The sequence below is a fragment of the Streptomyces sp. NPDC026394 genome, from assembly GCF_055567735.1.
Genome location: NZ_JBVHPX010000023.1, coordinates 61992 through 80227, shown reverse-complemented (window position 1 = coordinate 80227; position 18236 = coordinate 61992). Strand labels below are relative to the sequence as shown.

Sequence of the window (18236 nt, the reverse complement as noted above, 5' to 3'; positions counted from 1 at the left end):
GCTGATTGGGGGCGGCGCTCTCCTCGGCGCGGCATCAGGCGACCCAGCCGGAGGCGTGGCGAGCGGCCAGGTCCGCGTAGGTGCGGTCCTGCTCGTTCCAGTCTCTGATAGCCCTCGCGACCAGCAAGTTCGTCTTCCTTTTGTAAGTCAGGTAGCGCATAGTCGATTCCGGTCGGCGGTGCCCGAGGAGCCGCATAACGGTCAAAAACGGATTGCGGGACACGTGGTCCGCCGCGTAGGCCGGTGTACGGCCGGTGAGGCGGAACTGCTCGGCGTCCTGGGCGATCAGCAGCTCGGTGAGCTGCTCAAGCATGAAGATCGCGAACGTGTGGCGCAGGTCGTGGATCCGGACCCGGCTCGGCATCTCCAGGGGCAGGCCGTATTCGGCGGCGATCCGTAGCGTCCGGACGTGGGCGTCGGTGAAGACCTGTTCCCAGCGCTGGCTGCTGATCATCCGCCCGTTCCGCCCGACGAACAGTGCCATCGGCTCCAGCCCGTGGTCGCCCTCGATGACCGTGATCCGTCGCAGCGGGGCCTTCATCGCCTTGACGGTGTAGGTCCTTCGGCGGCCCTCATAGATTCCGCTGACTTTCATCGTGCGCAGGTCGACGTCGTCAACGACGAAGAGCTCGTCGCGTTGGCGGTGCAGGTTCCGTGCGGCCTTGCGGATGCAGCTGGCGCGCTCAGTCCGCCGGTACCAGTCCAGGTCTCGCAGCATCGTGTCCTGGACCTCGACGGTCCTGGGCAACCCGAATTTCGCGATCGCCTCCAGCTCGACCTCACAGGCGGAGCCGTCCCGACGCGCAGGGCCGACCTCGATGTCGAACAAGGCGCCGAACTCGCGCAGGCGAAGACCGGTCGTGATGGCCAGGTTGCCCCCGCAGCTGTTTCGCAGCGCGTGCCCAGAGCGGAACGAGGGGTCGGCCGACCCGTCGGGCAGCAGTCCGCGGAGGCCCACCCGGTCCAGGAACCACCACTGCTCGAAGGTCAGATGGCGTACGTCCAGCTGGGTGGTCGAACCCCAGGCCAGAATGTCCCTGCCGTTCTTCTTGCGGTAGTACGGGCGCCGATCGAGCACCTTCGCCTCGTCGACGGCCCAGTCGTAGAAGCGGTTGATCGTGGCCCGTCGGCGCTTCCACGTTGCCGGCCCCATCGGTTCACTTCGGTACTTGGTGCAGTAGTCGCGGTAGGCGATCAGATCGTCCTCATCCGCCGACAGCACATCGGCCGGCGGGTCCAACCTGGCCAGGAAGTCATCCAGGTCGAGGAAGTCGTAGGCGTAGTCCTGCAAGGACTTCGCCTCAAGCGTCTTGGCCAGTTCGAAGAAGAACGAACAGTGAGGCTCCCTGGGGCGCATATCCGGCCCGAGGAAGAACGGGGTGCCGTCCTTCAGGGCCTTGTCCCGGCTCGTGTACTGAGCTCCGTCCAGACCTATCTCGGGTATCGGCTCGTAGAAACGACGTACCTTGCTGCGTGACGTGAAGAAGTAGTCCATGGGTCCTTTGAGACATCGGGATCACCATGAACATAACTAACGCTCAGCTCAGAGACGGTAACGGAAGAAGCAGGCTGAGACAGCTACAAACCCTTGGCATAACCGCCGGGGAGCGCCCAGCAGCCGGCGTACGGAGCCCAGCGCCGCTTGATCAGCAGGACATGCCCGGCGCCTCCGGCGGCGCGCAGGACGACGTCGGCGGTGTACTGCAGTGTCCCGGCGGCGATGTCGGTGTCGGTGCTCAAGGTGCCTCCTGGTCTCGAAGAGATGCGGGAAGAGGTGGTGCTCCGGGCAGCCGGGTGCGGTGGCCGGCTGCCCGGCGTTTCCACGGCCGTCGGCCCTGCGGGTGGCGGCGGTAGGGATGGACTGCGCAAGTCCGGCCCGGTCAGCTCGTGGCCCGGTCTGCTCCCGGCAGGCACGGCCTTCGTCAGTAGCCGAGATGGATGGTGATGGGGGTACGCGGATCGCCGACGCTGGTGTGAACAGTGCGGCGGTGCGCGGCCAGTCCGGCGCTGCCGCCCTGGATGGGCAGGTGGCAGTCCGGGCAGCCGTGGCACCAGTAGTCGCCGTCGGGAAGTTCGGCCGGGGTGAGCGGGTGCGGGTGCGGCCCGTTAGCGGCGCGGCTCACTGGCGGTCCCTCCTGCCGGATGCTGCCGGTTGGCCAGGACCAGCAGTTCCAGGGCGAGGTCCGGCGCGGACAGGATGGTGTGCAGGATCGAGATGAGGCCGTCGCGCTCGATGGGGGTGAGCTGGTCCCACACGGCATGGGCGTCACTGTGCGCGCTGACGGCTTGGCGGTGGTCGGCTTCGGTGGTGGTGAGGTGTTCAGCGCCGCACCGTCCGCATCGGAAGACGGCTTGGTCCCAGCCGGTGGTGGGGGGCTTGGCCGTCATCGGCTGACCGCTTCCCGGGGCTGTGCGTCCAGGTCGGCGCGGCCCTCAGGGGCGGCGTCCAGGACGTCACTGTGGTTTTCGGTGTCGTCGGTGGCCGGGGTGGCGGGGAGACCGGCGGCGCGGGCGGCGAGCTGGTGGCGGATCTCCTCCACGCTGGTGATCGGCACCGGCTGGTCGCCGTCCCCGGTCAGCAGCGTGAATCGGCTCTTGAGGTGCCCGTGCTCGGTCTTCTCGCTGCGGTAGTGCAGCCAGACGCCGGGCGCGAGGAAGACCGCCGCCGTGCCGTCCTCGTAGCCGCGCCACCGGTCCTCATCGCGCAGGTACCCCTGGCTCTGGTCGATCCCCCAAGCGTCCGCGGCGGCACGGGAGGCGGCGTCCTTCCCGGTGGCGGCGGCGGCCTGCGCCAGGCCCTCGGCCAGGGTCGCCGGGGCGGTGCGTGTGGTGGTCGGCCGACCGGCGCTACGGGCCGTGGTGAGCAGGCGGCGCAGCGGGGTTAGCACCAGGTCGGCCATGCCGCCGGCGGCGCCGGCGGCCACGACCGCGACGCCGCCGGCGAAGGCCAGGCGCCAGTCGCCGGACCAGGTGCCGGGGGAGCAGGTGTAGCCCGCCCAGGCGCCGAGGACGCCGCCGAACACGACGATGACCATGTCCAGGCCCCCGGTCGCGGCGTCGGCGACGGCGAGGGTGGCGCGGCGAACAGCTCGGGTCATGAGGGGTGCTCCTTCTTCTGTCGGATGCGCTCTGGTGGGAAAGGGTTGGGGCTCCGGGACGGCCGGGCCGCACGCCAGCGGCCGTCCCGGGCGTCTCAGGAAGTGCTGGCCGCGGGGGCGGCGGCGGTGGCGCGGACGGTGTCGGCGAGCAGCACGGCCAGGTCGTGGCCGAGGCCGACGGCGTCCTCCAGGCGCGCGATGAGCTCGGGCGCCAGACGGCGGGTGCGGGCGCCGGCCAGGACGCCCTCCAGGTACAGGACGTCGGCCAGGACACGGCCGCGGACGGCCAGGACGCCGGGCTGCACGGCCAAGGCGTCGCTGTTCTCCGCGGTGGCCAGGGCCGCGTGGCCGGCGGCCTCGGCGTAGGCGGTCTCGGTCTGCTCGGTGAGCAGGGCGTCGACCGCAGTGGTGTCGCCGTACGCGCGACGCTGGCCGAAGCGGGCAGCGGCAGCTTCCATGAGGGTGCGGCGGGCGAGGGACACGGTGACCTCCAGCGGGTCCGTCGTCCGGTCCGGATGACCGGGCGGACACCGCACGGCCCCGCCCGGCCGGGCAGCCGGCGCAGCGGGATCGTGCCGAAGGCGTCCGGTCAGGCGGAGTGGACCGGCTCCCACGCAGGGGCGTCGCAGTCGTCGTCTGCCGGACAGGCCGCCAGCAGCTCGAAGCTGAAGCTGCCGCCGGTGTCGCTGCGCAGCGCGAAGACGAGGCGGTCGGGGCCGAGGCGGATCTCGCCGACGCGGTCACCGCCGGCGAGGTGCGAGCCGCCACCGCGCCGTCCTGGTCTCGGAGGTGATGTCAGGGCGGCGGGCAAGCCCGTCAGTCGCCGTGGGCGGGAACGGTGGAGCCGTTCCGGTCCGGCGTGGGCAGGGCCGGAACGGCTCCGTGGGTTCAGTCGTTGGCGGCAGGCAGGTCCGTGGACCGGTAGCGCTTGGTCTGCCTCAAGACAAGGATGCGCTTCTAGAGGGATGCTCTTCTGAGGATGCATTTTTGTCCTGCAGGTCAGACGGCAGCAGCGACGCCCTCCAGGACGACGCCGCGCAGAGCGTCGAGAACGTACGCATCGAACCGGGCCTGGTGCTGGGCGGCGACCGCGTGGCCGGTGGCGCGGCTGTAGGCGTAGCAGCGCGCCATCATGCTGGCGTCGGTGACGGCGAGGGCCTGGTCGACGGTGTTGCGGGCGAGGTGCTCGATCCAGGTCTGGGCGGCCGACTCACGGCGTGCGTGCGAGGTCGCCATGGCGACGGAGTCCGCCCACCGGCCGCTGCCGCAGGTGGGGCCGCCGCACTGCTCCCAGTCCCACTTCCGGTCGCGCATGCCCTCGGGGTCGGCGTCCCAGTCCGCAGCCCAGCGCACGGCCCGCTCGGGGATCTCCTGCTGGACGACGTTCAGGACGTCGCGGCCGCAGGAGCCGAGCGCCATGTGAGCGTCGGTCTCCTCGATGACGCGGATCTGGTGGGAGAGCAGCCGGTAGGGGTAGTAGCGCTGGCTCCGGTTACCGGTCTCACCCAGCGGCTCCACAATCCACAGCCGGACGGGCCAGGTGACAGGCCAGATGCCGGTGTCCTCCAGCGCCTCGCCGACGCGCTTGACCATGCGGAAGTACGAGAAGCGGCTCTCGTCGTACCACTTGTTGCGGCAGGGGTTGGGGTGGTCGATGACCTTGCCGACGGAGGCGGAGATATTCACCGGAGTCCCGGCCTCACGGGACATCTCGATGATGCCGTCGGCGGGGGTGGCGATGTACCAGGTGACGGGCTTGCGGGCCATGCGGGCCTCCGAGAAGGGGTGAGAGCGGCCGGGCCGCTCATAACTGGGTGTTGATCTGACGGCGCGGGTCACCCGCGCCGGTGTGGACGGTGCGGCGGTGCGCGGCAAGGCCAGCGCTTCCGCCCTGGATCGGGAGGTGACAGTCAGGGCAGCCGTGGGCCCACTCATCCCCGGCCAGGAGTTCGGCCGGGATGAGCGGGTGCGGGTGCGGACCGTCGGCAGCGCGGCTCACTCGCGGACCGCGGCGGCGAACTGCTCTTCCAGGTCCGCGCGGCCCTCGGGGTCGCCATCACGGTCGTCGGCCTCCTGGTCGATGTCGTCAGGGCCGCCGTGGACGGTGCAGACGGTGTCACTGGTGGGCGCGTCCAGGAGATCGTTGACCGAGTAGACCGGCTCCCACGCGGGGGCGTCGCAGTCGTCGTCGACCGGGCAGGCCACCAGCAGGTCGAAGCCGAGGTCCCCCGCACCGTCGACGTTGGTGCGCAGAGCGAAGACCAGACGGTCCGGGCCGAGGCGGATCTCGCCAACGCGGTCACCGCAGGCGAGCTGCGACCCGTCGCGCCAGCGCCACAGCGGCAGCACCTCCGAGCCGAAGAAGCGACGCACCGTCAGCAGACTTCCCAGGCCGTCGCCGCCGTCCCAGCCGAGGTCAGCGCGGCGGGTGTCGCCGGCACGGCGCAGCAGCAGCTCCAGACGGTGCATGTGGTCAGCGAGAACGACGTGCGCGAAACCCTCGTCGTCGCGCAGGTGCGGGAACGCGGCGATGGTTTCGGCGTGCTGGCGGCGTACGGCGTCCTCGGGCACGGCGCGGGCCGGGCTACGGTCGGCCTGGCGGGCGACGCACACGTCAGCCGGCGTGGAGACCAGGAACGCGACGGCCGGCACGCCGTAGGAGCGGGCGACGTCCAAAAGGCCGGCCCGCACGTGCGCCTCGGTGTTCGTCGCGTCGATCACCGTCGTACGCTTCCGGGCGAGGCGGGCCTCCAGCGCGGCGTGCAGGAGAGCAGCCGCCGCCGGGGTGGCCGACTGGTCCCCGGCGTCGTCTTCCCTGTTGGATCGACGTGTTGAAGCGGATCGAGTAGGGGTGGATAAGTGTTGGGTTGGCGTACGTTCTGGGTGCCCCTCGATCGCCAACTGGCGAAGGAGCGGGTGTCGGCTCTGGCCGGGTGGGAGGACCTGGCTTCGCGTGAGGAACGGGTGGGGATTCATCCTGGGGATCCGATTCTTCTTTCTCCGGACTACCGGATCGACGACATGCTGAGCCGGTACTTGTGCCGGTCGTCGTTCGCCCGCCTCGCACAGGAAACGAAGCGGAACTACACGGACGACTACTGCCTGTTCTTCGATTTCCTGTGGGGCCGCGGGAAGTGGTGGAGCGAGGCGTCGTCGGACGATCTGTGGGACTTCGAGGACTGGCGGACCCGCTCGCCGCGGAACCCGGCCCGGGTGGGCGGGGCACGGTGGAACCGCGGAGTGGCTGCGCTCGCGCGGCTGTATGAGTGGGCGGTGCAGCGCGAGTACGTGCTGACGAATCCGGTGCTGATGCGGACGGTCATCGGCCGGACCGGTGAGGCCCGGCTGGTGCCGGCGGCGCGGGCGAAGAACGCGCGCACCAGCGAGGTGCGCTGGCTGACGCCGCGCGACTTTCCGCCGCTGGGTGGATGTGGGACTGCGCGGGCACGGCGCAGACGGGCTGCCGGATCCGACGTGGGCGGGTCGGCTGGCCGACCGCAACGCGGCCTTCGCTGACCTGCTGTTCTCCTCCGGTGTGCGGCTGACAGAGGGGGCCTCGCTGCTGACGGTGGAGGTGCCGCGTCTCCAGCTGGAGGGCGGCCGGTACTACGCGGGTCGTCTGGCGCGGGCCGTGACGAAGTCGAAGCGGGCGCGCACGTTCTATGCCTCCTCTGTCGTGATGGGTGAGGTCGAGGGTTACGTGGAGTCGTCGCGGGCCCGGGCGGTGCGGCGCGCGCAGGCGGTCGGCCGGTACGACGGGCTGCCGATGCGGTTGGTGACGCACGAGACGGGTCGGCGTCGCCGGCTGCTGCACTGGCGGGATCGGAACGGTGTGGTGGGTCACACGGCCCTGGCCGAGGCGACGGTGGATGAGCGCTGGACGCCGACGACGCCCCACGCTTGGACCGCTGTCGGCCGTCGTGTGCGAACATCGCGCGCACCGGCCACCATGCCGCCCAGCTCCTTCAGCAGGCCGAGGGCCTGGAGAAGCAGGCCGCCTCCGAAACGGTTCCCAACCCACTCGCCGACCGGCTCGCCCGCCGCGCCGTGCAGCTGCGCGCGCTCGCCGACCGCCACGAGCACGACCGCATTTACCGACAGGAGCCAACCCCATGAGCCCGGCCCCGACGAACGCGACCTCATCCGCGCGGCGATGGACCGCATCCTGTCCGGCCACCCTGAGCGCTCCAACGGCGCCCTGACCATCGTCGCCCTCGCAGAGGAGGCCGACGTGCCGCGAAACGCGCTCACCCAGCGCCACCCGGACCTGAAGAACGAGTTCTACGACAAGGTTCGAGCCCGCGGGCAGACGCCCGACAGCGAGAAGCGGCTGCGCCAGCAGGTCCGAAGGCTGAAGAAACTGCGGGCCGCAGACGCCGAAGAGATCGCCCGGCTCAAGGCCGATGTCGAGGCGCTGGTCGGTGCCCTGCACCAGTCCAACGTCGAGAACCGTCTGCTGCGGCAGCAGCTGGCCGATGACGCCGGCGTAGTCCGGATGCTGCTCACACAGCCCCGCACCGGACCAGGACTCTGAGGACACCTGGGCTCAAGCCTCGCCTCCGTCGGGCAGCTCGCTCTCGGCCTTGGCGGCGGTGCCGAACACACGCTTGGGCTACGTGGCGACGTCTCGCACGTCCACGGGCTGGGATCATCGGCTGAGGGCGCGCACAGTCTCAGCAGATCAGACCCGCTGCCCTGTCCTGCACAACAGAGGCCCTGATTTGTTCGAGGAAAAACTTGCTGATCGGCCATCGGGCCTGCTTCCTATGATTGCAGGCTCCGCACAGGGGACGGAGGTTGGCCAGGCTGTGGTCGCCGCCCTTGGCGATCGGCTTGTAGTGATCCCAATGCAGAGTTTCCTGCTCGAAAGAGACTTTGCAGATGAAGCAGGCGTTGTCGCACCCAAGCCGCATGGCGGCCAGAGACTCCGGTGTCACATCGCCAACGATCTTGCCTCCGCCCTTGGCGATTCTTCGCTTGAGGTCGCCTTGATCGGGGTTTCGGCGGCGGTGCTGGGTGGTTTTGACGAGTTTCGCATCGGGGTCAGCCGCATACGCCTCGCGCGCTCGTTTGTTACGCAGGGCCCTGCGGGTGTCGTCGTATTGCTTAACGCAGGGACGACACCGAGCCCGTCGTCCGTCCCGGCTCCCGCGATCTACGTGGAAATCATCAAGATTCTTCACCACCTGGCAGGCAGCGCACCGCTTGACCTTGCGTCCCTTGACCTGGACGTTTGCGGTCCCGGCTACCCCGGGGGCGCGCGGTACAAGCGCGGTCTTGACCCGAGCGTGGCCGCACGAGCGGCTGTCCTTGCCCAACGTGTAGATCTCAACGAACTTGACAGTCCCGCACGAGCACCGGCATCTGGCGGTACGCACCGGCGGCCCGGCCCACTCCAGAACCGTCCATTCTCCGATCACATCACCAACCTTCGGGACGGCCGATCGACGTAGGCAGCCGCACGAGATGGTCTTGCCGTGAAGCAATGAGGAGGCATACTCCTCCCGCTCGGTACCGCACTCGCAGATGACCTGGAACCGCGCACCGCGGACCTGCCCAGTCACTGTCCAAAGCCCGTACGTATCACCCACGTTCACCATGGCCGAACAGTACTGGGCCCCTCTGACAAGCGGGGAAGCCAACTCCCTTACTGCTGCTCGGAGTCTGTCAACGCGGCTCCACGTCCACAGTCGTCTTCAACACGCTGAACTTGACAGAGAAGCAGTCCGAGACCATCGCCCGGAAGGCGTCGAGCTCCAGGACCTGCGTGGCGGGCCAGGTGCTCGCCCAGGTGCTCTTGCCGCTGCCCGCCGCGCCGATCAGGACGATGAGCGCCGGGTCGGGGATGGTCGTATCGAGCGGCTGCATGAGGCCCAGCGTGCGCTTCATGACCGTTCTCCTTCAGGGTCCAGGGCGCGGGTGGCCCGGTGGATACGCATGGCAGCGGTGTCGGTGAGGTGGGCGGCGGCTTCGTGCAGCGGGCCGCAGGCGTCACCGCCCCGGCCCGGCCCGATCCGTTCGGCGGCGTGCGCGGCGGCGGTGAGCAGCTGCGCGAGGAAACCGAAGACGCCGTCGTGCGGGTGGGCTTCGTGGTGAAGTTCGCGCAGGAGGTCCGCGAGCTGCCGGGCGTCGAGGGTGCCGGCGCTGAGCTCGTCCTCGATCTGCTGCAGGGCAAGGGCGGCGATGCCGACGGAGGCGCGGACGCGGTCCAGGGCGCTGCGGGTCACCGGCTGGTGGCCTGGGTGGCGGCGATGAGGGCAGCGACGGTTTCCCAGCCGTGATGCCAGGAACTGTCGAGGTGGAAAGCGCCGTTGAGGCCCGCGTCGGCCAGCTCGTAGAAGCGGGTGTTGCCGGTCTTGGCGGCGAGCTTTTCCAGCACACCCCGGCCCGGCACGCGGCGGTCGGCGAGGTAGTGGGTGACGCCGGAGACCGCCAGCGCGGCGGCGGCCGCGCCCGGGTGGACTCGGATGCCCAGGACGCGGGCCCCCAGTCCGGCGACGAGCGCCTGGGTGGCGGTGTAGGTCAGGACGTGGTGCAGGCAGGCCCGGCGGCCGTCGGCCGCGCCGTGGACGGTCTTCTCCCGGGTGTGCGGATCCTGGTAGGTGACGGGGTAGTCGTCGGAGGCGCCCTTGACGCGGGCGCAGAAATCGTTCTGCACCCAGAAATCGCCGATCTTGCTGGCGGCGCGGGTCAGTCCGAGCAGGGCAGCGAAAACGGCGGCGTTGCGGTACGCCTGCGACATACGAACGGGACTCCTTGTCCGACGGGTGGTGCAGGCCGGGCTGTCCGGTCCTCCGCACCGTCCCGGCCCCCGAAAGGCGGGAGCCGGGGCGGCACAGGGGGCCGTCAGCCGCGCGGCCACCGCTCGGTCGCGCTGCGGGTCGCGTCGGCGAGCGTGTGCCACAGCAGGTCGCTGGAGCCGAAGTCCGGGTCGGCCAGGGTGATCTGCAAAGCGGGCACGACGGCGTCCACAGCGTGGGGCAGCCGCGGCCACAGGGCCTTGATGTCCTCCAGCCCGAGGGCCTGGCCGAAGACGCCGGCGCCGTGCAGGGTGCGGGTGACGGTGATGCCGCCGGTGTGCTCGGCGTAGAAAGCGTCGTACCAGTCGTGCAGGACCACCCCGAGGCCGGCGTTTTCCGCAGCGCCGACCAGGCGCCGGACGAGGTCCGGGTCCGTGGCGAAGCCCCAGCCGGACCGGCCGCCTCCATCGGTGCGCGGCAGCATCTCCGGCCCGGTGGAGGCGTCGAAGGCCAGCTCGTACAGGCCGTCGTCATCAGCCGTCTTCCGGGGCCAGGCGCCCTGCGGCAGAGCGGCGGCGATGGCGGCCACGGCTTCCTCGGCCCGGTCGCGGGTGAAGTAGGCGAACGCGGCCACCTCGCGGCCATCGGGGGTGGAGATGTGCCAGGACTGCGCCCCCTCGACGGCACGGCCCTGGCAGTACGGGCGGGTGCGGTCCGGGTACGGGGCGTGCCAGCCGGTGTGGACGACCAGGCCCGTGGGCTGGAGCCAGCCCGTTCCAGGGTCTTTCGCGACGCCGTCCGGTTCTGCCGGTACGAAGGCGACTTCGACCGGTTCCGTCGGCAATGGGCTGCTGGCGTCGACGGCGGTGCCCGCACTGGCGGGCAGGAAGGTGTCGTCGAGCAGGCGAGGATGCTGCCGTACGGCACGCGGGGCAGGCATGGTGATGCAACTCCTTCTTGCAAGAGGAAGAGGGTGCTCCGGGGCGGCCGGGTGTGGTGGCCTGCGGCCGCCCCAGGCACTGGTGAGCCACTGGCGGCGGTGGCAGGGCGAGGGTGGTTGCCGGAGCACTCGATCGGCTCGGGCCAATCCGCTCACGCCGGTATGGCCCGTCAGAACGGCAGGTCGATGGTGATCCGGTGACGGAGGTCACCGGAGCTGGTGTGGACGGTGCGGCGGTGCGCGGCGAGGCCGGCGCTTCCGCCCTGGATCAGGAGGTGACAGTCAGGGCAGCCGTGGGCCCACTCATCCCCGGCCGGGAGTTCGGCCGGGGTGAGCGGGTGCGGGTGCGGACCGTCGGCGGCGCGGCTCACTCGCGGACCGCGTCCGCGTACTGCGCTTCCAGGTCGGCGCGGCCCTCGGGGTCGTCCTCCTGGTCCTCGTCGGTGTTCGGGCCGTGGACGGTGCAGACGATGTCCTCGTCGTCGTCCAGGTCGCCGTTGAGCGCACGGAACAGGCAGGTGACGCTGTAGGCGGGCACCCAGGCGTGGCCGGTGCATGCGTCGTCGTGCGGACACCGCACCATCACGTCGAACCCGATGTCGCCCTCGCCGTCCACGTCGGTACGCAGGGCGAGGGTGAGGTACTGCTGACCGAGGCGGATCTCCGCGACGCGGTCGGCGTCGGCGAGATTCGAGCCCGGCTTCCACTGCCACAGCGGCAGGATGTCCTCGCCGAACACCCGGGAGACGAGGTTCAGGTCACTGAGGCCGGCGCCACTATCCAGTCCGAGGTCGGCCTGCCGCCTCTCGCTCAGGTGCTCCAGGTACGGCACGAGCCGGCAGATGCTGTCGGAGTAGACGATCTCGGGGAAGCCCTCGGACTTCAGGGTGCGGCGTGAAGCGCACATGTCGTCGTGCTGCCGGGCGACCACCTCTTCGGGCACCGCGCGGTTGGCCGGCCTCGGGCCCTGCCGCTCGATGCAGATGCTGCCGGGCGTGGTGAACACGACCGCGATGGGGAGCATGTCGTAACGCTTGGCGGCGGCGACCAGCGGCTTCCTGGCGGCGGCCGTGACGTTGGTCGCGTCGACGACCGTGAACAGCCGGCGGCGCATCCTCGCCTCCAGGAGCAGGTGCAGGGCGGCGACCGCGTCGCCGGTCGCGTCCTGGTCGCCCGCATCGTCGCTGACGACCTCCCGCAGCGCGTCCAGGGACAGGACCTGCGAAGTGGGCCAGGTGCGCGCGAGCGTGGACTTCCCGGCGCCGGACGCACCGATGAGGACCACAAGGCTGTGCTCGGGCATCGGCGGGTAGCAGATCAGCTCGGTCATGCGAGATCTCCTTGCGGGTGGAGTGCGCGGGCAGCCCAGTTCAGGCGCTGCCCGGCGTTGTCGGTGAGCAGGGCAGCGGCTTCGTGCAGGGGGCAGGAGGCGTCGCCGTCGCGGTCGGGCTCGATCTGCTCCGCCCGGCGTGCGGCGGCGGTGACCATCTGCGCGAGGGCGGGGAAGAGGCCGCCGGGAACGTCGACGTCCTCCTGGAGCTCGCGCAGGATCGCGGCGAGCTCGGGGCCGTCGATGTCGTCGGCGCTCAGGTCGTCCTCGATCTGCTGGAGGGCGAGCTGGGCGATGCCGACGGAGGCGCGCACCCGGTCAAGGCGGGTGCGGGTGCGGCCGGTCACCGGGTGGTGGCCTTGGTGGTGGCGACCACGGCTGCGACGGTCTCCCAGCCGTGGTGCCAGGCGGAGTCGAGGTGGAAGGCGCCGTTCATGCCGAAGTCGGCGAGCTTGTAGAAGCCGCCCTTGCCGGTCTTGGTGGCGATCTTCTCCAGCAGGCCCTTGCCCGGGACGCGGCGGTCCGCGGCGTAGTGGGTGCCGAAGGAGATGGCGAGCGCGGCCGCGGCGGCGGCTGGGCGGATCTTGATGCCGAGCGCGCGAGCGCCGGCCCCGGCGACGATGGCCTGCGTGGCCGTGTAGGTCAGGCAGTGCTTCAGGCACGCCTTACGGCCGTCGGCCGTGCCGTGGGTTGTCTTCTCCTCGGTGGCCGGATCGACGTAGGTGACCGGGTAGTCGTCGGAGGCGCCCTTCACGCGGGCGCAGAAGTCCGACTGCACCCAGAAGTCTCCGATCGCGCTCCCGGCGCGGGTGAGTCCGAGCAGGGCGGCGAAGGTGGCGGGGCGATGCGTCATGCGGGCTGTGCTCCTCATCTCGGATTCAGGGTGGGGTGCGGGGTGTCCGGCCTCTGGCCGATGCTGCGGACGCCCCGTGGCGCCTTCGCCCCCGGCCGGTCTCCGGCCGGGGCGGCGGTGCTCAGAACGGCGGCTCGTGCCAGGCCGGGACGGCAGGAGCCGCAGGCGCAGCTCACGCCGGTCGGGCCGGCAGCCGCATGCCTCCATCTCCGGGAACGGGCCGCCGGTTCACCAGCCGCCCGCTCCCCGGCAGTCGGTGCAGGAGCGGCGGGGGCGGGGCGTCAGCTCGGGGCGGTGCCGGTCGGCGTACAGCTGCCAGTGGTCGGCCGTGTGGACGGCGGCAACCGTGGCGGACGGCGGACGCGGCCAGCACGGCGGTTCGCATCCGTACGGCGTCAGCGCCGGTCGAAGGGCTGGACGGTGAAACGAGAGCCCTGACCGCAGCTGGTGGGCGGCTGTTCCTTGACGGACTCCGTCGTCTTCGGCCGCGGCCGAAGACGCACGGGACGCAAAACCGCTCGTGGTCGTACGGCTGCCCGTTCGTGTCACCGAGCGCCACGAAGGCAGCCAGTGCGGTGCTGTTCACCAGCGCTGATCGGCCCCGTGGCCTGCGGCCTCACGGTGGAGGCACTTCCGACTGGCACGACACCAACCCGGCGGGAACTGGCACCAGCCCCGGGGCGAAGTGCTCCGTTGCCCCCGGCTACCCCTTGCCTGACGACACAAACAGGGCAGAGGTCCTGAACGGTCAGGACTTTCAGCGGAACTCCACGGGGACAAACACCCCTAAAAATGTGATTACTCATCAGGAAAGCTGACATCGCAGCTTTTCCGACACTCGTCACCTGGCGCATGAGGGGGCCGTTGTCGGCATTGCAGCTGCGCCCCCTGTCGCCTTCGAAGGGCTGCCGCTCCCGGCTTCACACCTGACGCTGGATAGTCCTCCAACAACAGGAGAGTCAATGCGCACTACCGCAACGTTCCGTATATCGATGGCCTGCCTCGCCGCCGTCACCAGCGGGGCGCTTCTCGCCACCATGGGGCCCACCGCCATGGCCGCCGGTCTCGACGCCGGCGTCCCGTCCGCCGGCCGGGCGGCCGCGGATGCCCCGGGGGTGCCCGCTCTTACGGTTGAGCAGCGGAAGTTCATCGAAGACGGGATGGGCGCCGAGGCCCTCGCCGAGATCTCGAAGGCCATGAGCGAGCAGTCCGCCGGCCCGCAGACCCGGGTGTTCCCCATAGCCGCAGCCGCCATCGCCGCCGCGGCATGGTGCGCGAAGGGCGCTTTGGGAAGCATCCCTACGACGGTGCTCAGCGACATCGCAGCCGGCAAGGCCTCCGGCAAGAAGACCTACGTGCAAAACGCCATCATCGGATGCCTCGGCGGCGAGATCGGGGGCTGGGCCTGGAAAGTGCTGCCGAACTGGGTGAAGAACAAGGCCGTCAACATGGTCATCGCCTTCATCATCAAGTACGTCCGCTAGAGCCCCCCGACGCGAGGAGACGCAGAGGTACCCATGGCCTACAAGATCATCTTTGGCTGCTTCTGCGTACTGAGCATGGTCAACCTCTTGGCCGCCCGCGTCGGATATCGGGGCGACGCTTGCAGGAGGTCCATCGGATACAACGTCCCGGCCGCCGTGATGTCCGACCCCGCACTCAGGAAAAGGGCCAATCACCTGCTGGCATTCTGGTGCACTGGCGCGGCGCTGCTCAGCGTGGCACCTCTCGTGCCGATCGGCAGCGTGATCCTGAGCGGCGGCGGCGAGTCGATCCCCACCTGGGGGCTGGCAGCCTTCGCGCTCTACGGCATAGCCGTAGTGACCGTAGGGCTCTACCCGTTCGAGAAGATCAAACACCTCGGCAGTGACTGAAGGGTGCGCTAGCACTGTGAGACAGCCCTCGGGGACCGGCATGATCGCCCCCGAGGGCTTCTGCCGCCGCCGGGTTCGTCCTCGATCTGCTGCAGGGCGAGGACGCGATGCCGGCGGAGGCACGGACGCGGTCCAGGGCGGTGCGGGTCACCGGCTGGTGGCCTGGCAGGTGGCGACGAGCGCGGCCAGGGTTTCCCAGCCGTGATGCCAGGAACTGTCGAGGTGGAAGGCACCGTTGATACCCGCGTCGGCCAGCTCGAAGAGCATGGTGTTGCCGGTCTTGGCGGCGAGCCTTTCCAGGACGCCCTGGCCCGGCACCCGGCGGTCGGCGAGGTAGTGGGTGACGCCGGAACCGCCAGGGCCGCGGCGGCGGCGCCCGGGTGGACCCGGATGCCCAGGACACGGGCCCCGACACCGACGACGATCGCCTGGGTGGCGGTGTAGGTCAGGCAGTGGTGCAGGCAGGCCCGGCGGCCGTCGGCCGTGCCGTGGACGCTCTTGTCCTGGGTGCGCGGGTCCACGTAGGTGACGGGGTGGTCGTCGGAGGCGCCCTTGACGCGGGCGCAGTAATCGTCCTGTACCCAGAAGTCGCCGACCGTGCTGGCGGCGCGGGTCAGGCCGAGCAGGGCGGCGAAGACGGCGGCGTTGCGGTACGCGTGCGACATACGCGGCAGGTCCTTGTCTGACGGCGGTGGTGCAGGCCGGGTTGTCCGGTCCTCTGCACCGTCCCGGCCCTGAAAGGCCGGGACCGCACAGGGGGCCGTCAGCCGCGCAGCCGCAGCTCGTTCGCGCTGCGGGTCACCTCGGCGAGCGTGTCCCACACCAGGTCGCTGGGCCCAAAGTCCGGGTCCGCCAGGGTGATCTGCAGGGCGGGTGTGAGGGCGTCCACGGCGTCGGGCAGCCGCGGCCACAGGGCTTTGATGTCTTCGACCGCGAGGACCTGACCGAAGACGCCGGTGCCGTGCAGGGTGCGTGTGACCGTGATGCCGCCGGTGTGCTCGGCGTAGAAGGCGTCGTACCAGTCGTGCAGGACCAGGCCGAGGCCGGCGGTCTCCGCGGCGCCGACCAGGCGCCGTACGAGGTCCGGGTCCGTGACGAAGCCCTGCACGGCCGTCTTTCGCCGCAGCCGGGCGGTGTCGACGCCGGTCTGCGCGGCCGCCACGAGGAACCCGGCGCGGTTGGCGGCGGCGAGCACCGGCACCTGCGCGGCCAGGCTGGGGCGGGGGCGGTGGCCCTCCCGGTGGCCGGGAAGGCTGCGCACGGAGCCCTCCCACCAGTCGGCGGTGAGCCGACCGAGGTCGGCCAGGGTGCGGGCGGAGCGCCAGCGGGCGCGGTCGGCGCGGCTCATCCACGGCAATTGGATTCGCATCGGGGTACTCCCAGTCGAAGGGGTCAGGGCACGGGCGGGCTGTCCGGCCCGTGCGGCGCCGGGCGCCGCGGGCAGGTATGGCACCGCCCTGCCGGGACGGACAGTCCGGGCAGGGCGGCAAGCGGGCGCAGTCAGCAGGCCGCGGGCGGGTCCGGTCGTCCGAGGTGGCGGTGGACGACCTGGACCGGGACGCCGGCCGAGCGCAGCCGGTCGGCGACTTCCTCGGCGACGGCGACCGAGCGGTACCGGCCGTACGGGCTGCAGACGTGGACGGCGATGTGCCCGCCGGGGCCGATGCGCTGGCGGATCCGCTCCAGCGCCTGGCCGACGACAAGACGGCCTGCGGCACTGCGGGTGATGGAGGCGCGGACGGCCGGGTCGCGGCCGCCGCGCTGCGGGCCTGCCCGGGATACGGCATCCGGCAGGGGCAGAGCCGAGGCATCGACCGTGACCGGCCGGATGTCCTGCGGGGCATCGTGGTGGCCAGTGCCATACGACGTGATCACCACGGTGCTGAGTGGATGACGCATGCTGGCTTCCTCCTGACCTCAATGGGCGAAGGGCGGCCAACCGTCCCAGTGCCGGGTACACGGCAGGCATGAAGTCTCGGCGGTGGGCGTGTGCAGCGGCCGTGGCGGTCATCTGCTGGCTGGCGCTGGTGGCATACCGGCGGTGGGCATCCGGTGATCCGTGGGGCGATTCGATAGCGGTCGCATCGATCTGGGTGGGATGCCTGTCGGTGGGATGGGGCCTCATCGAGTGGATCGGAGGCTTCGACCAGCCCGGGCGTCATAGCGGGCGGCGGTGAGCACCTTCGGCACATCGCCGAAATGCCCAAGGTTGAAGCGGACGCGGGAGGTCATCGAAGCTCTTCGGATGAGCAGGGCCTGAAGACGCCGGACACGGGCGGCCGCCCGTGTCCGGGCCCGACGCGGCCGGGGCACAGACCCTGGCGCGTCGGGAACCGCGCTTGGGCGAAGCCTAGGTCGCCGCGAGTGGCGGTGACCGGGGTGCCGTTGTGGCGTCCGTAGTAGGTGCCGATCCAGAGCATGCTCTGACCGTTCAGCGGTTTGCCGTTGGCCATGGTGCAGTTGCTCCTTCACTGGAGTGGTGAACGGGTGTGGCGGATGTTGGCCGGGTGGCTTGTCCCGTGCCCGGTTCCGGGCATGCGGGTACGGGCACGAGGCAAGGGGCCCGGAGCGGTTACAGGCCGCGGGCGTCGGCGAGGATCGCGGCCTGGCCGAGCAGCCGCAGCGGGACGCGCGGGCCGCCGAAGGCGTCGTTGAACGCGGGCACGGACTCGACGTCGTCGCCGAACTGGCGGCGGACGGCCTCCAGGAGGATGTCCATGGCGTCGGATTCCAGGCGCTGGCTGCCGCCGGCTTCGGCGTGGACGGCACCGTACAGGCAGCGGGCGCCGTCGGTGTCGACGAGGGTGCCGGTGCACCAGCCGTCGGTGAGCAGGCGGTGGTGGGCGCGCTGGAGCAGGGCGGCGACCGGTGTGGGATACAGCTCGGGCAGCGGCCGGTCCCTGGAGCCGGCCGGGCCGGCGGGCTCAGTGGGTCCGGTGACGACGTCGGCCAGGTCGACGGGTTCGGTGGTGAGGTGGGCGGTGTTGACCTCGTAGGCGACGGCCGCGGTGTCCAGCCGGACGGTCATCGCGGCGTCGATGAGGGTCAGGCGTTCTTCGAGGGAGAGGTGCGTCACCGGCGCGGGCGCCGGGGCGGCGGGGGCGGTCGGGTCGCGCCGGCGGGTGGCGGGGCTGGTGGGGGGCATCGGAGCTCCTGCGGCGTCGAAGGTACGGGTACGTGTGGCGGCCTTCGGCGCCGGCGGCGGGCTCAGATGCTGGCGACCCAGCCGGCGACGGCGCCGAGCGCGTCCCGGATGACGGGGGCGGCGCCGGTGGAGGCGAGGAAGAATCCGAACCCGGCGCAGGCCAGGGCGGGCCACAGGCGGATCCAGCCGCTGCGGATCATGACGAAGACGATGATGCCGAGCAGGACGACGGCGGAGATCGAAACAGCCACGGGCG

At 70.8% G+C, this 18236-nt stretch carries 28 protein-coding genes; 4 read left to right on the top strand and 24 right to left on the bottom strand.

Going from position 1 to position 18236, the window contains the following annotated elements; all coding sequences use genetic code 11:
• Window positions 1-34 precede the first annotated feature (34 nt).
• From ACZ4QV_RS34940 to ACZ4QV_RS34900, 9 genes are all read right to left on the bottom strand, one after another.
• The gene (locus tag ACZ4QV_RS34940; RefSeq protein ID WP_467763939.1) at window positions 35-1495 is read right to left on the bottom strand and encodes a site-specific integrase; all 1461 of its coding nucleotides are present in this window, start codon (window positions 1493-1495) and stop codon (window positions 35-37) included.
• A gap of 83 nt (window positions 1496-1578) precedes the next feature.
• Entirely contained in the window at window positions 1579-1740 is a 162-nt protein-coding gene (locus tag ACZ4QV_RS34935; protein WP_467763938.1) for a hypothetical protein, read from the bottom strand.
• A gap of 182 nt (window positions 1741-1922) precedes the next feature.
• Entirely contained in the window at window positions 1923-2123 is a 201-nt protein-coding gene (locus ACZ4QV_RS34930) for a hypothetical protein (RefSeq protein ID WP_467763937.1), read from the bottom strand.
• Window positions 2107-2388: a hypothetical protein gene (locus ACZ4QV_RS34925; RefSeq protein WP_361880050.1), complete on the bottom strand. Its 282-nt coding sequence runs from the start codon at window positions 2386-2388 to the stop codon at window positions 2107-2109. The genes ACZ4QV_RS34930 and ACZ4QV_RS34925 overlap by 17 nt, the downstream gene beginning before the upstream one ends.
• On the bottom strand, window positions 2385-3098 hold the full coding sequence (locus ACZ4QV_RS34920) for a hypothetical protein (protein WP_467763936.1): 714 nt from the start codon (window positions 3096-3098) through the stop codon (window positions 2385-2387). Before ACZ4QV_RS34920 ends, ACZ4QV_RS34925 begins: the two co-directional genes overlap by 4 nt.
• Window positions 3099-3193: 95 nt before the next feature.
• Window positions 3194-3580, bottom strand: coding sequence for a hypothetical protein (locus tag ACZ4QV_RS34915; RefSeq protein ID WP_467763935.1), 387 nt, complete (start codon window positions 3578-3580; stop codon window positions 3194-3196).
• A 107-nt stretch (window positions 3581-3687) separates the two neighbouring features.
• Window positions 3688-3909, bottom strand: coding sequence for a hypothetical protein (locus ACZ4QV_RS34910; protein ID WP_467763934.1), 222 nt, complete (start codon window positions 3907-3909; stop codon window positions 3688-3690).
• Window positions 3910-4097: 188 nt separating this feature from the next.
• Window positions 4098-4865 carry a hypothetical protein gene (locus tag ACZ4QV_RS34905; RefSeq protein ID WP_467763933.1) on the bottom strand — a complete coding sequence of 256 codons (768 nt, stop codon included), beginning with the start codon at window positions 4863-4865 and terminating at the stop codon, window positions 4098-4100.
• Between the two features lie 228 nt (window positions 4866-5093).
• Entirely contained in the window at window positions 5094-6074 is a 981-nt protein-coding gene (locus ACZ4QV_RS34900; RefSeq protein WP_467763932.1) for an AAA family ATPase, read from the bottom strand.
• Between ACZ4QV_RS34900 and ACZ4QV_RS34895 the strand changes: the two genes are divergently transcribed.
• Both ACZ4QV_RS34895 and ACZ4QV_RS34890 read left to right on the top strand, forming a co-directional pair.
• On the top strand, window positions 5982-6614 hold the full coding sequence (locus ACZ4QV_RS34895) for a site-specific integrase (RefSeq protein WP_467763981.1): 633 nt from the start codon (window positions 5982-5984) through the stop codon (window positions 6612-6614). The genes ACZ4QV_RS34900 and ACZ4QV_RS34895 overlap by 93 nt on opposite strands.
• Window positions 6523-7632: a hypothetical protein gene (locus ACZ4QV_RS34890; RefSeq protein ID WP_467763931.1), complete on the top strand. Its 1110-nt coding sequence runs from the start codon at window positions 6523-6525 to the stop codon at window positions 7630-7632. The genes ACZ4QV_RS34895 and ACZ4QV_RS34890 overlap by 92 nt, the downstream gene beginning before the upstream one ends.
• 139 nt (window positions 7633-7771) lie before the next feature.
• Here ACZ4QV_RS34890 and ACZ4QV_RS34885 read toward each other — a convergent pair whose 3' ends face one another.
• The 9 genes from ACZ4QV_RS34885 to ACZ4QV_RS34845 form a co-directional block, all read right to left on the bottom strand.
• Window positions 7772-8698 (bottom strand): HNH endonuclease, encoded by a 927-nt coding sequence (locus ACZ4QV_RS34885; RefSeq protein WP_467763930.1) that lies wholly within the window; start codon window positions 8696-8698, stop codon window positions 7772-7774.
• 67 nt (window positions 8699-8765) lie between these two features.
• Window positions 8766-8987 (bottom strand): AAA family ATPase, encoded by a 222-nt coding sequence (locus ACZ4QV_RS34880; RefSeq protein ID WP_467763929.1) that lies wholly within the window; start codon window positions 8985-8987, stop codon window positions 8766-8768.
• Window positions 8984-9325: a hypothetical protein gene (locus ACZ4QV_RS34875; RefSeq protein WP_361614984.1), complete on the bottom strand. Its 342-nt coding sequence runs from the start codon at window positions 9323-9325 to the stop codon at window positions 8984-8986. The genes ACZ4QV_RS34880 and ACZ4QV_RS34875 overlap by 4 nt, the downstream gene beginning before the upstream one ends.
• Entirely contained in the window at window positions 9322-9840 is a 519-nt protein-coding gene (locus ACZ4QV_RS34870; RefSeq protein WP_467763928.1) for a hypothetical protein, read from the bottom strand. Before ACZ4QV_RS34870 ends, ACZ4QV_RS34875 begins: the two co-directional genes overlap by 4 nt.
• A 104-nt stretch (window positions 9841-9944) precedes the next feature.
• Window positions 9945-10778 (bottom strand): hypothetical protein, encoded by an 834-nt coding sequence (locus ACZ4QV_RS34865; RefSeq protein ID WP_467763927.1) that lies wholly within the window; start codon window positions 10776-10778, stop codon window positions 9945-9947.
• Between the two features lie 170 nt (window positions 10779-10948).
• A complete protein-coding gene (locus ACZ4QV_RS34860; protein WP_467763926.1) occupies window positions 10949-11149 on the bottom strand; it encodes a hypothetical protein in 201 nt (66 codons plus the stop codon).
• Window positions 11146-12108, bottom strand: a complete 963-nt coding sequence (locus ACZ4QV_RS34855) for an AAA family ATPase (protein WP_467763925.1) — start codon at window positions 12106-12108, stop codon at window positions 11146-11148. The genes ACZ4QV_RS34860 and ACZ4QV_RS34855 overlap by 4 nt, the downstream gene beginning before the upstream one ends.
• A complete protein-coding gene (locus tag ACZ4QV_RS34850) occupies window positions 12105-12455 on the bottom strand; it encodes a hypothetical protein (RefSeq protein ID WP_467763924.1) in 351 nt (116 codons plus the stop codon). Before ACZ4QV_RS34850 ends, ACZ4QV_RS34855 begins: the two co-directional genes overlap by 4 nt.
• Complete coding sequence (locus ACZ4QV_RS34845; RefSeq protein ID WP_467763923.1) at window positions 12452-12961, bottom strand: hypothetical protein; 510 nt, start codon at window positions 12959-12961, stop codon at window positions 12452-12454. The genes ACZ4QV_RS34850 and ACZ4QV_RS34845 overlap by 4 nt, the downstream gene beginning before the upstream one ends.
• 962 nt (window positions 12962-13923) lie before the next feature.
• On the opposite strand from ACZ4QV_RS34845, the gene ACZ4QV_RS34840 reads away from it, so the two are divergent.
• Window positions 13924-14445 (top strand): hypothetical protein, encoded by a 522-nt coding sequence (locus ACZ4QV_RS34840; protein WP_467763922.1) that lies wholly within the window; start codon window positions 13924-13926, stop codon window positions 14443-14445.
• A gap of 33 nt (window positions 14446-14478) precedes the next feature.
• Window positions 14479-14835, top strand: a complete 357-nt coding sequence (locus tag ACZ4QV_RS34835; protein WP_467763921.1) for a hypothetical protein — start codon at window positions 14479-14481, stop codon at window positions 14833-14835.
• Window positions 14836-14982: 147 nt separating this feature from the next.
• On the opposite strand, the gene ACZ4QV_RS34830 is transcribed toward ACZ4QV_RS34835, so the two are convergent.
• The 6 genes from ACZ4QV_RS34830 to ACZ4QV_RS34805 all read right to left on the bottom strand — a co-directional run bounded on the left by ACZ4QV_RS34830 (window position 14983) and on the right by ACZ4QV_RS34805 (window position 18231).
• The gene (locus ACZ4QV_RS34830; RefSeq protein WP_467763920.1) at window positions 14983-15153 is read right to left on the bottom strand and encodes a hypothetical protein; all 171 of its coding nucleotides are present in this window, start codon (window positions 15151-15153) and stop codon (window positions 14983-14985) included.
• A gap of 445 nt (window positions 15154-15598) precedes the next feature.
• A complete protein-coding gene (locus ACZ4QV_RS34825; protein WP_467763919.1) occupies window positions 15599-16183 on the bottom strand; it encodes a DUF6919 domain-containing protein in 585 nt (194 codons plus the stop codon).
• 152 nt (window positions 16184-16335) lie between these two features.
• Window positions 16336-16734 carry a RapZ C-terminal domain-containing protein gene (locus tag ACZ4QV_RS34820; RefSeq protein ID WP_467763918.1) on the bottom strand — a complete coding sequence of 133 codons (399 nt, stop codon included), beginning with the start codon at window positions 16732-16734 and terminating at the stop codon, window positions 16336-16338.
• A 329-nt stretch (window positions 16735-17063) separates the two neighbouring features.
• Window positions 17064-17288: a hypothetical protein gene (locus ACZ4QV_RS34815; RefSeq protein WP_467763917.1), complete on the bottom strand. Its 225-nt coding sequence runs from the start codon at window positions 17286-17288 to the stop codon at window positions 17064-17066.
• A gap of 119 nt (window positions 17289-17407) precedes the next feature.
• Window positions 17408-17980: a DUF6197 family protein gene (locus ACZ4QV_RS34810; RefSeq protein ID WP_467763916.1), complete on the bottom strand. Its 573-nt coding sequence runs from the start codon at window positions 17978-17980 to the stop codon at window positions 17408-17410.
• A gap of 62 nt (window positions 17981-18042) precedes the next feature.
• A complete protein-coding gene (locus ACZ4QV_RS34805) occupies window positions 18043-18231 on the bottom strand; it encodes a hypothetical protein (RefSeq protein ID WP_467763915.1) in 189 nt (62 codons plus the stop codon).
• Window positions 18232-18236: the final 5 nt, after the last annotated feature.

Bases quoted from the DNA above. Each gene is read 5' to 3' on its own strand.
- ACZ4QV_RS34810 (WP_467763916.1), bottom strand. From the start codon at position 17,980: ATGCCCCCCACCAGCCCCGCCACCCGCCGGCGCGACCCGACCGCCCCC.
- ACZ4QV_RS34815 (WP_467763917.1), bottom strand. From the start codon at position 17,288: ATGGCCAACGGCAAACCGCTGAACGGTCAGAGCATGCTCTGGATCGGC.
- ACZ4QV_RS34820 (WP_467763918.1), bottom strand. From the start codon at position 16,734: ATGCGTCATCCACTCAGCACCGTGGTGATCACGTCGTATGGCACTGGC.
- ACZ4QV_RS34925 (WP_361880050.1), bottom strand. From the start codon at position 2,388: ATGACGGCCAAGCCCCCCACCACCGGCTGGGACCAAGCCGTCTTCCGA.
- ACZ4QV_RS34940 (WP_467763939.1), bottom strand. From the start codon at position 1,495: ATGGACTACTTCTTCACGTCACGCAGCAAGGTACGTCGTTTCTACGAG.
- ACZ4QV_RS34870 (WP_467763928.1), bottom strand. From the start codon at position 9,840: ATGTCGCAGGCGTACCGCAACGCCGCCGTTTTCGCTGCCCTGCTCGGA.
- ACZ4QV_RS34825 (WP_467763919.1), bottom strand. From the start codon at position 16,183: ATGAGCCGCGCCGACCGCGCCCGCTGGCGCTCCGCCCGCACCCTGGCC.
- ACZ4QV_RS34885 (WP_467763930.1), bottom strand. From the start codon at position 8,698: ATGGTGAACGTGGGTGATACGTACGGGCTTTGGACAGTGACTGGGCAG.
- ACZ4QV_RS34920 (WP_467763936.1), bottom strand. From the start codon at position 3,098: ATGACCCGAGCTGTTCGCCGCGCCACCCTCGCCGTCGCCGACGCCGCG.
- ACZ4QV_RS34845 (WP_467763923.1), bottom strand. From the start codon at position 12,961: ATGACGCATCGCCCCGCCACCTTCGCCGCCCTGCTCGGACTCACCCGC.
- ACZ4QV_RS34900 (WP_467763932.1), bottom strand. From the start codon at position 6,074: ATGAATCCCCACCCGTTCCTCACGCGAAGCCAGGTCCTCCCACCCGGC.
- ACZ4QV_RS34905 (WP_467763933.1), bottom strand. From the start codon at position 4,865: ATGGCCCGCAAGCCCGTCACCTGGTACATCGCCACCCCCGCCGACGGC.
- ACZ4QV_RS34880 (WP_467763929.1), bottom strand. From the start codon at position 8,987: ATGAAGCGCACGCTGGGCCTCATGCAGCCGCTCGATACGACCATCCCC.
- ACZ4QV_RS34840 (WP_467763922.1), top strand. From the start codon at position 13,924: ATGCGCACTACCGCAACGTTCCGTATATCGATGGCCTGCCTCGCCGCC.
- ACZ4QV_RS34855 (WP_467763925.1), bottom strand. From the start codon at position 12,108: ATGACCGAGCTGATCTGCTACCCGCCGATGCCCGAGCACAGCCTTGTG.
- ACZ4QV_RS34865 (WP_467763927.1), bottom strand. From the start codon at position 10,778: ATGCCTGCCCCGCGTGCCGTACGGCAGCATCCTCGCCTGCTCGACGAC.
- ACZ4QV_RS34835 (WP_467763921.1), top strand. From the start codon at position 14,479: ATGGCCTACAAGATCATCTTTGGCTGCTTCTGCGTACTGAGCATGGTC.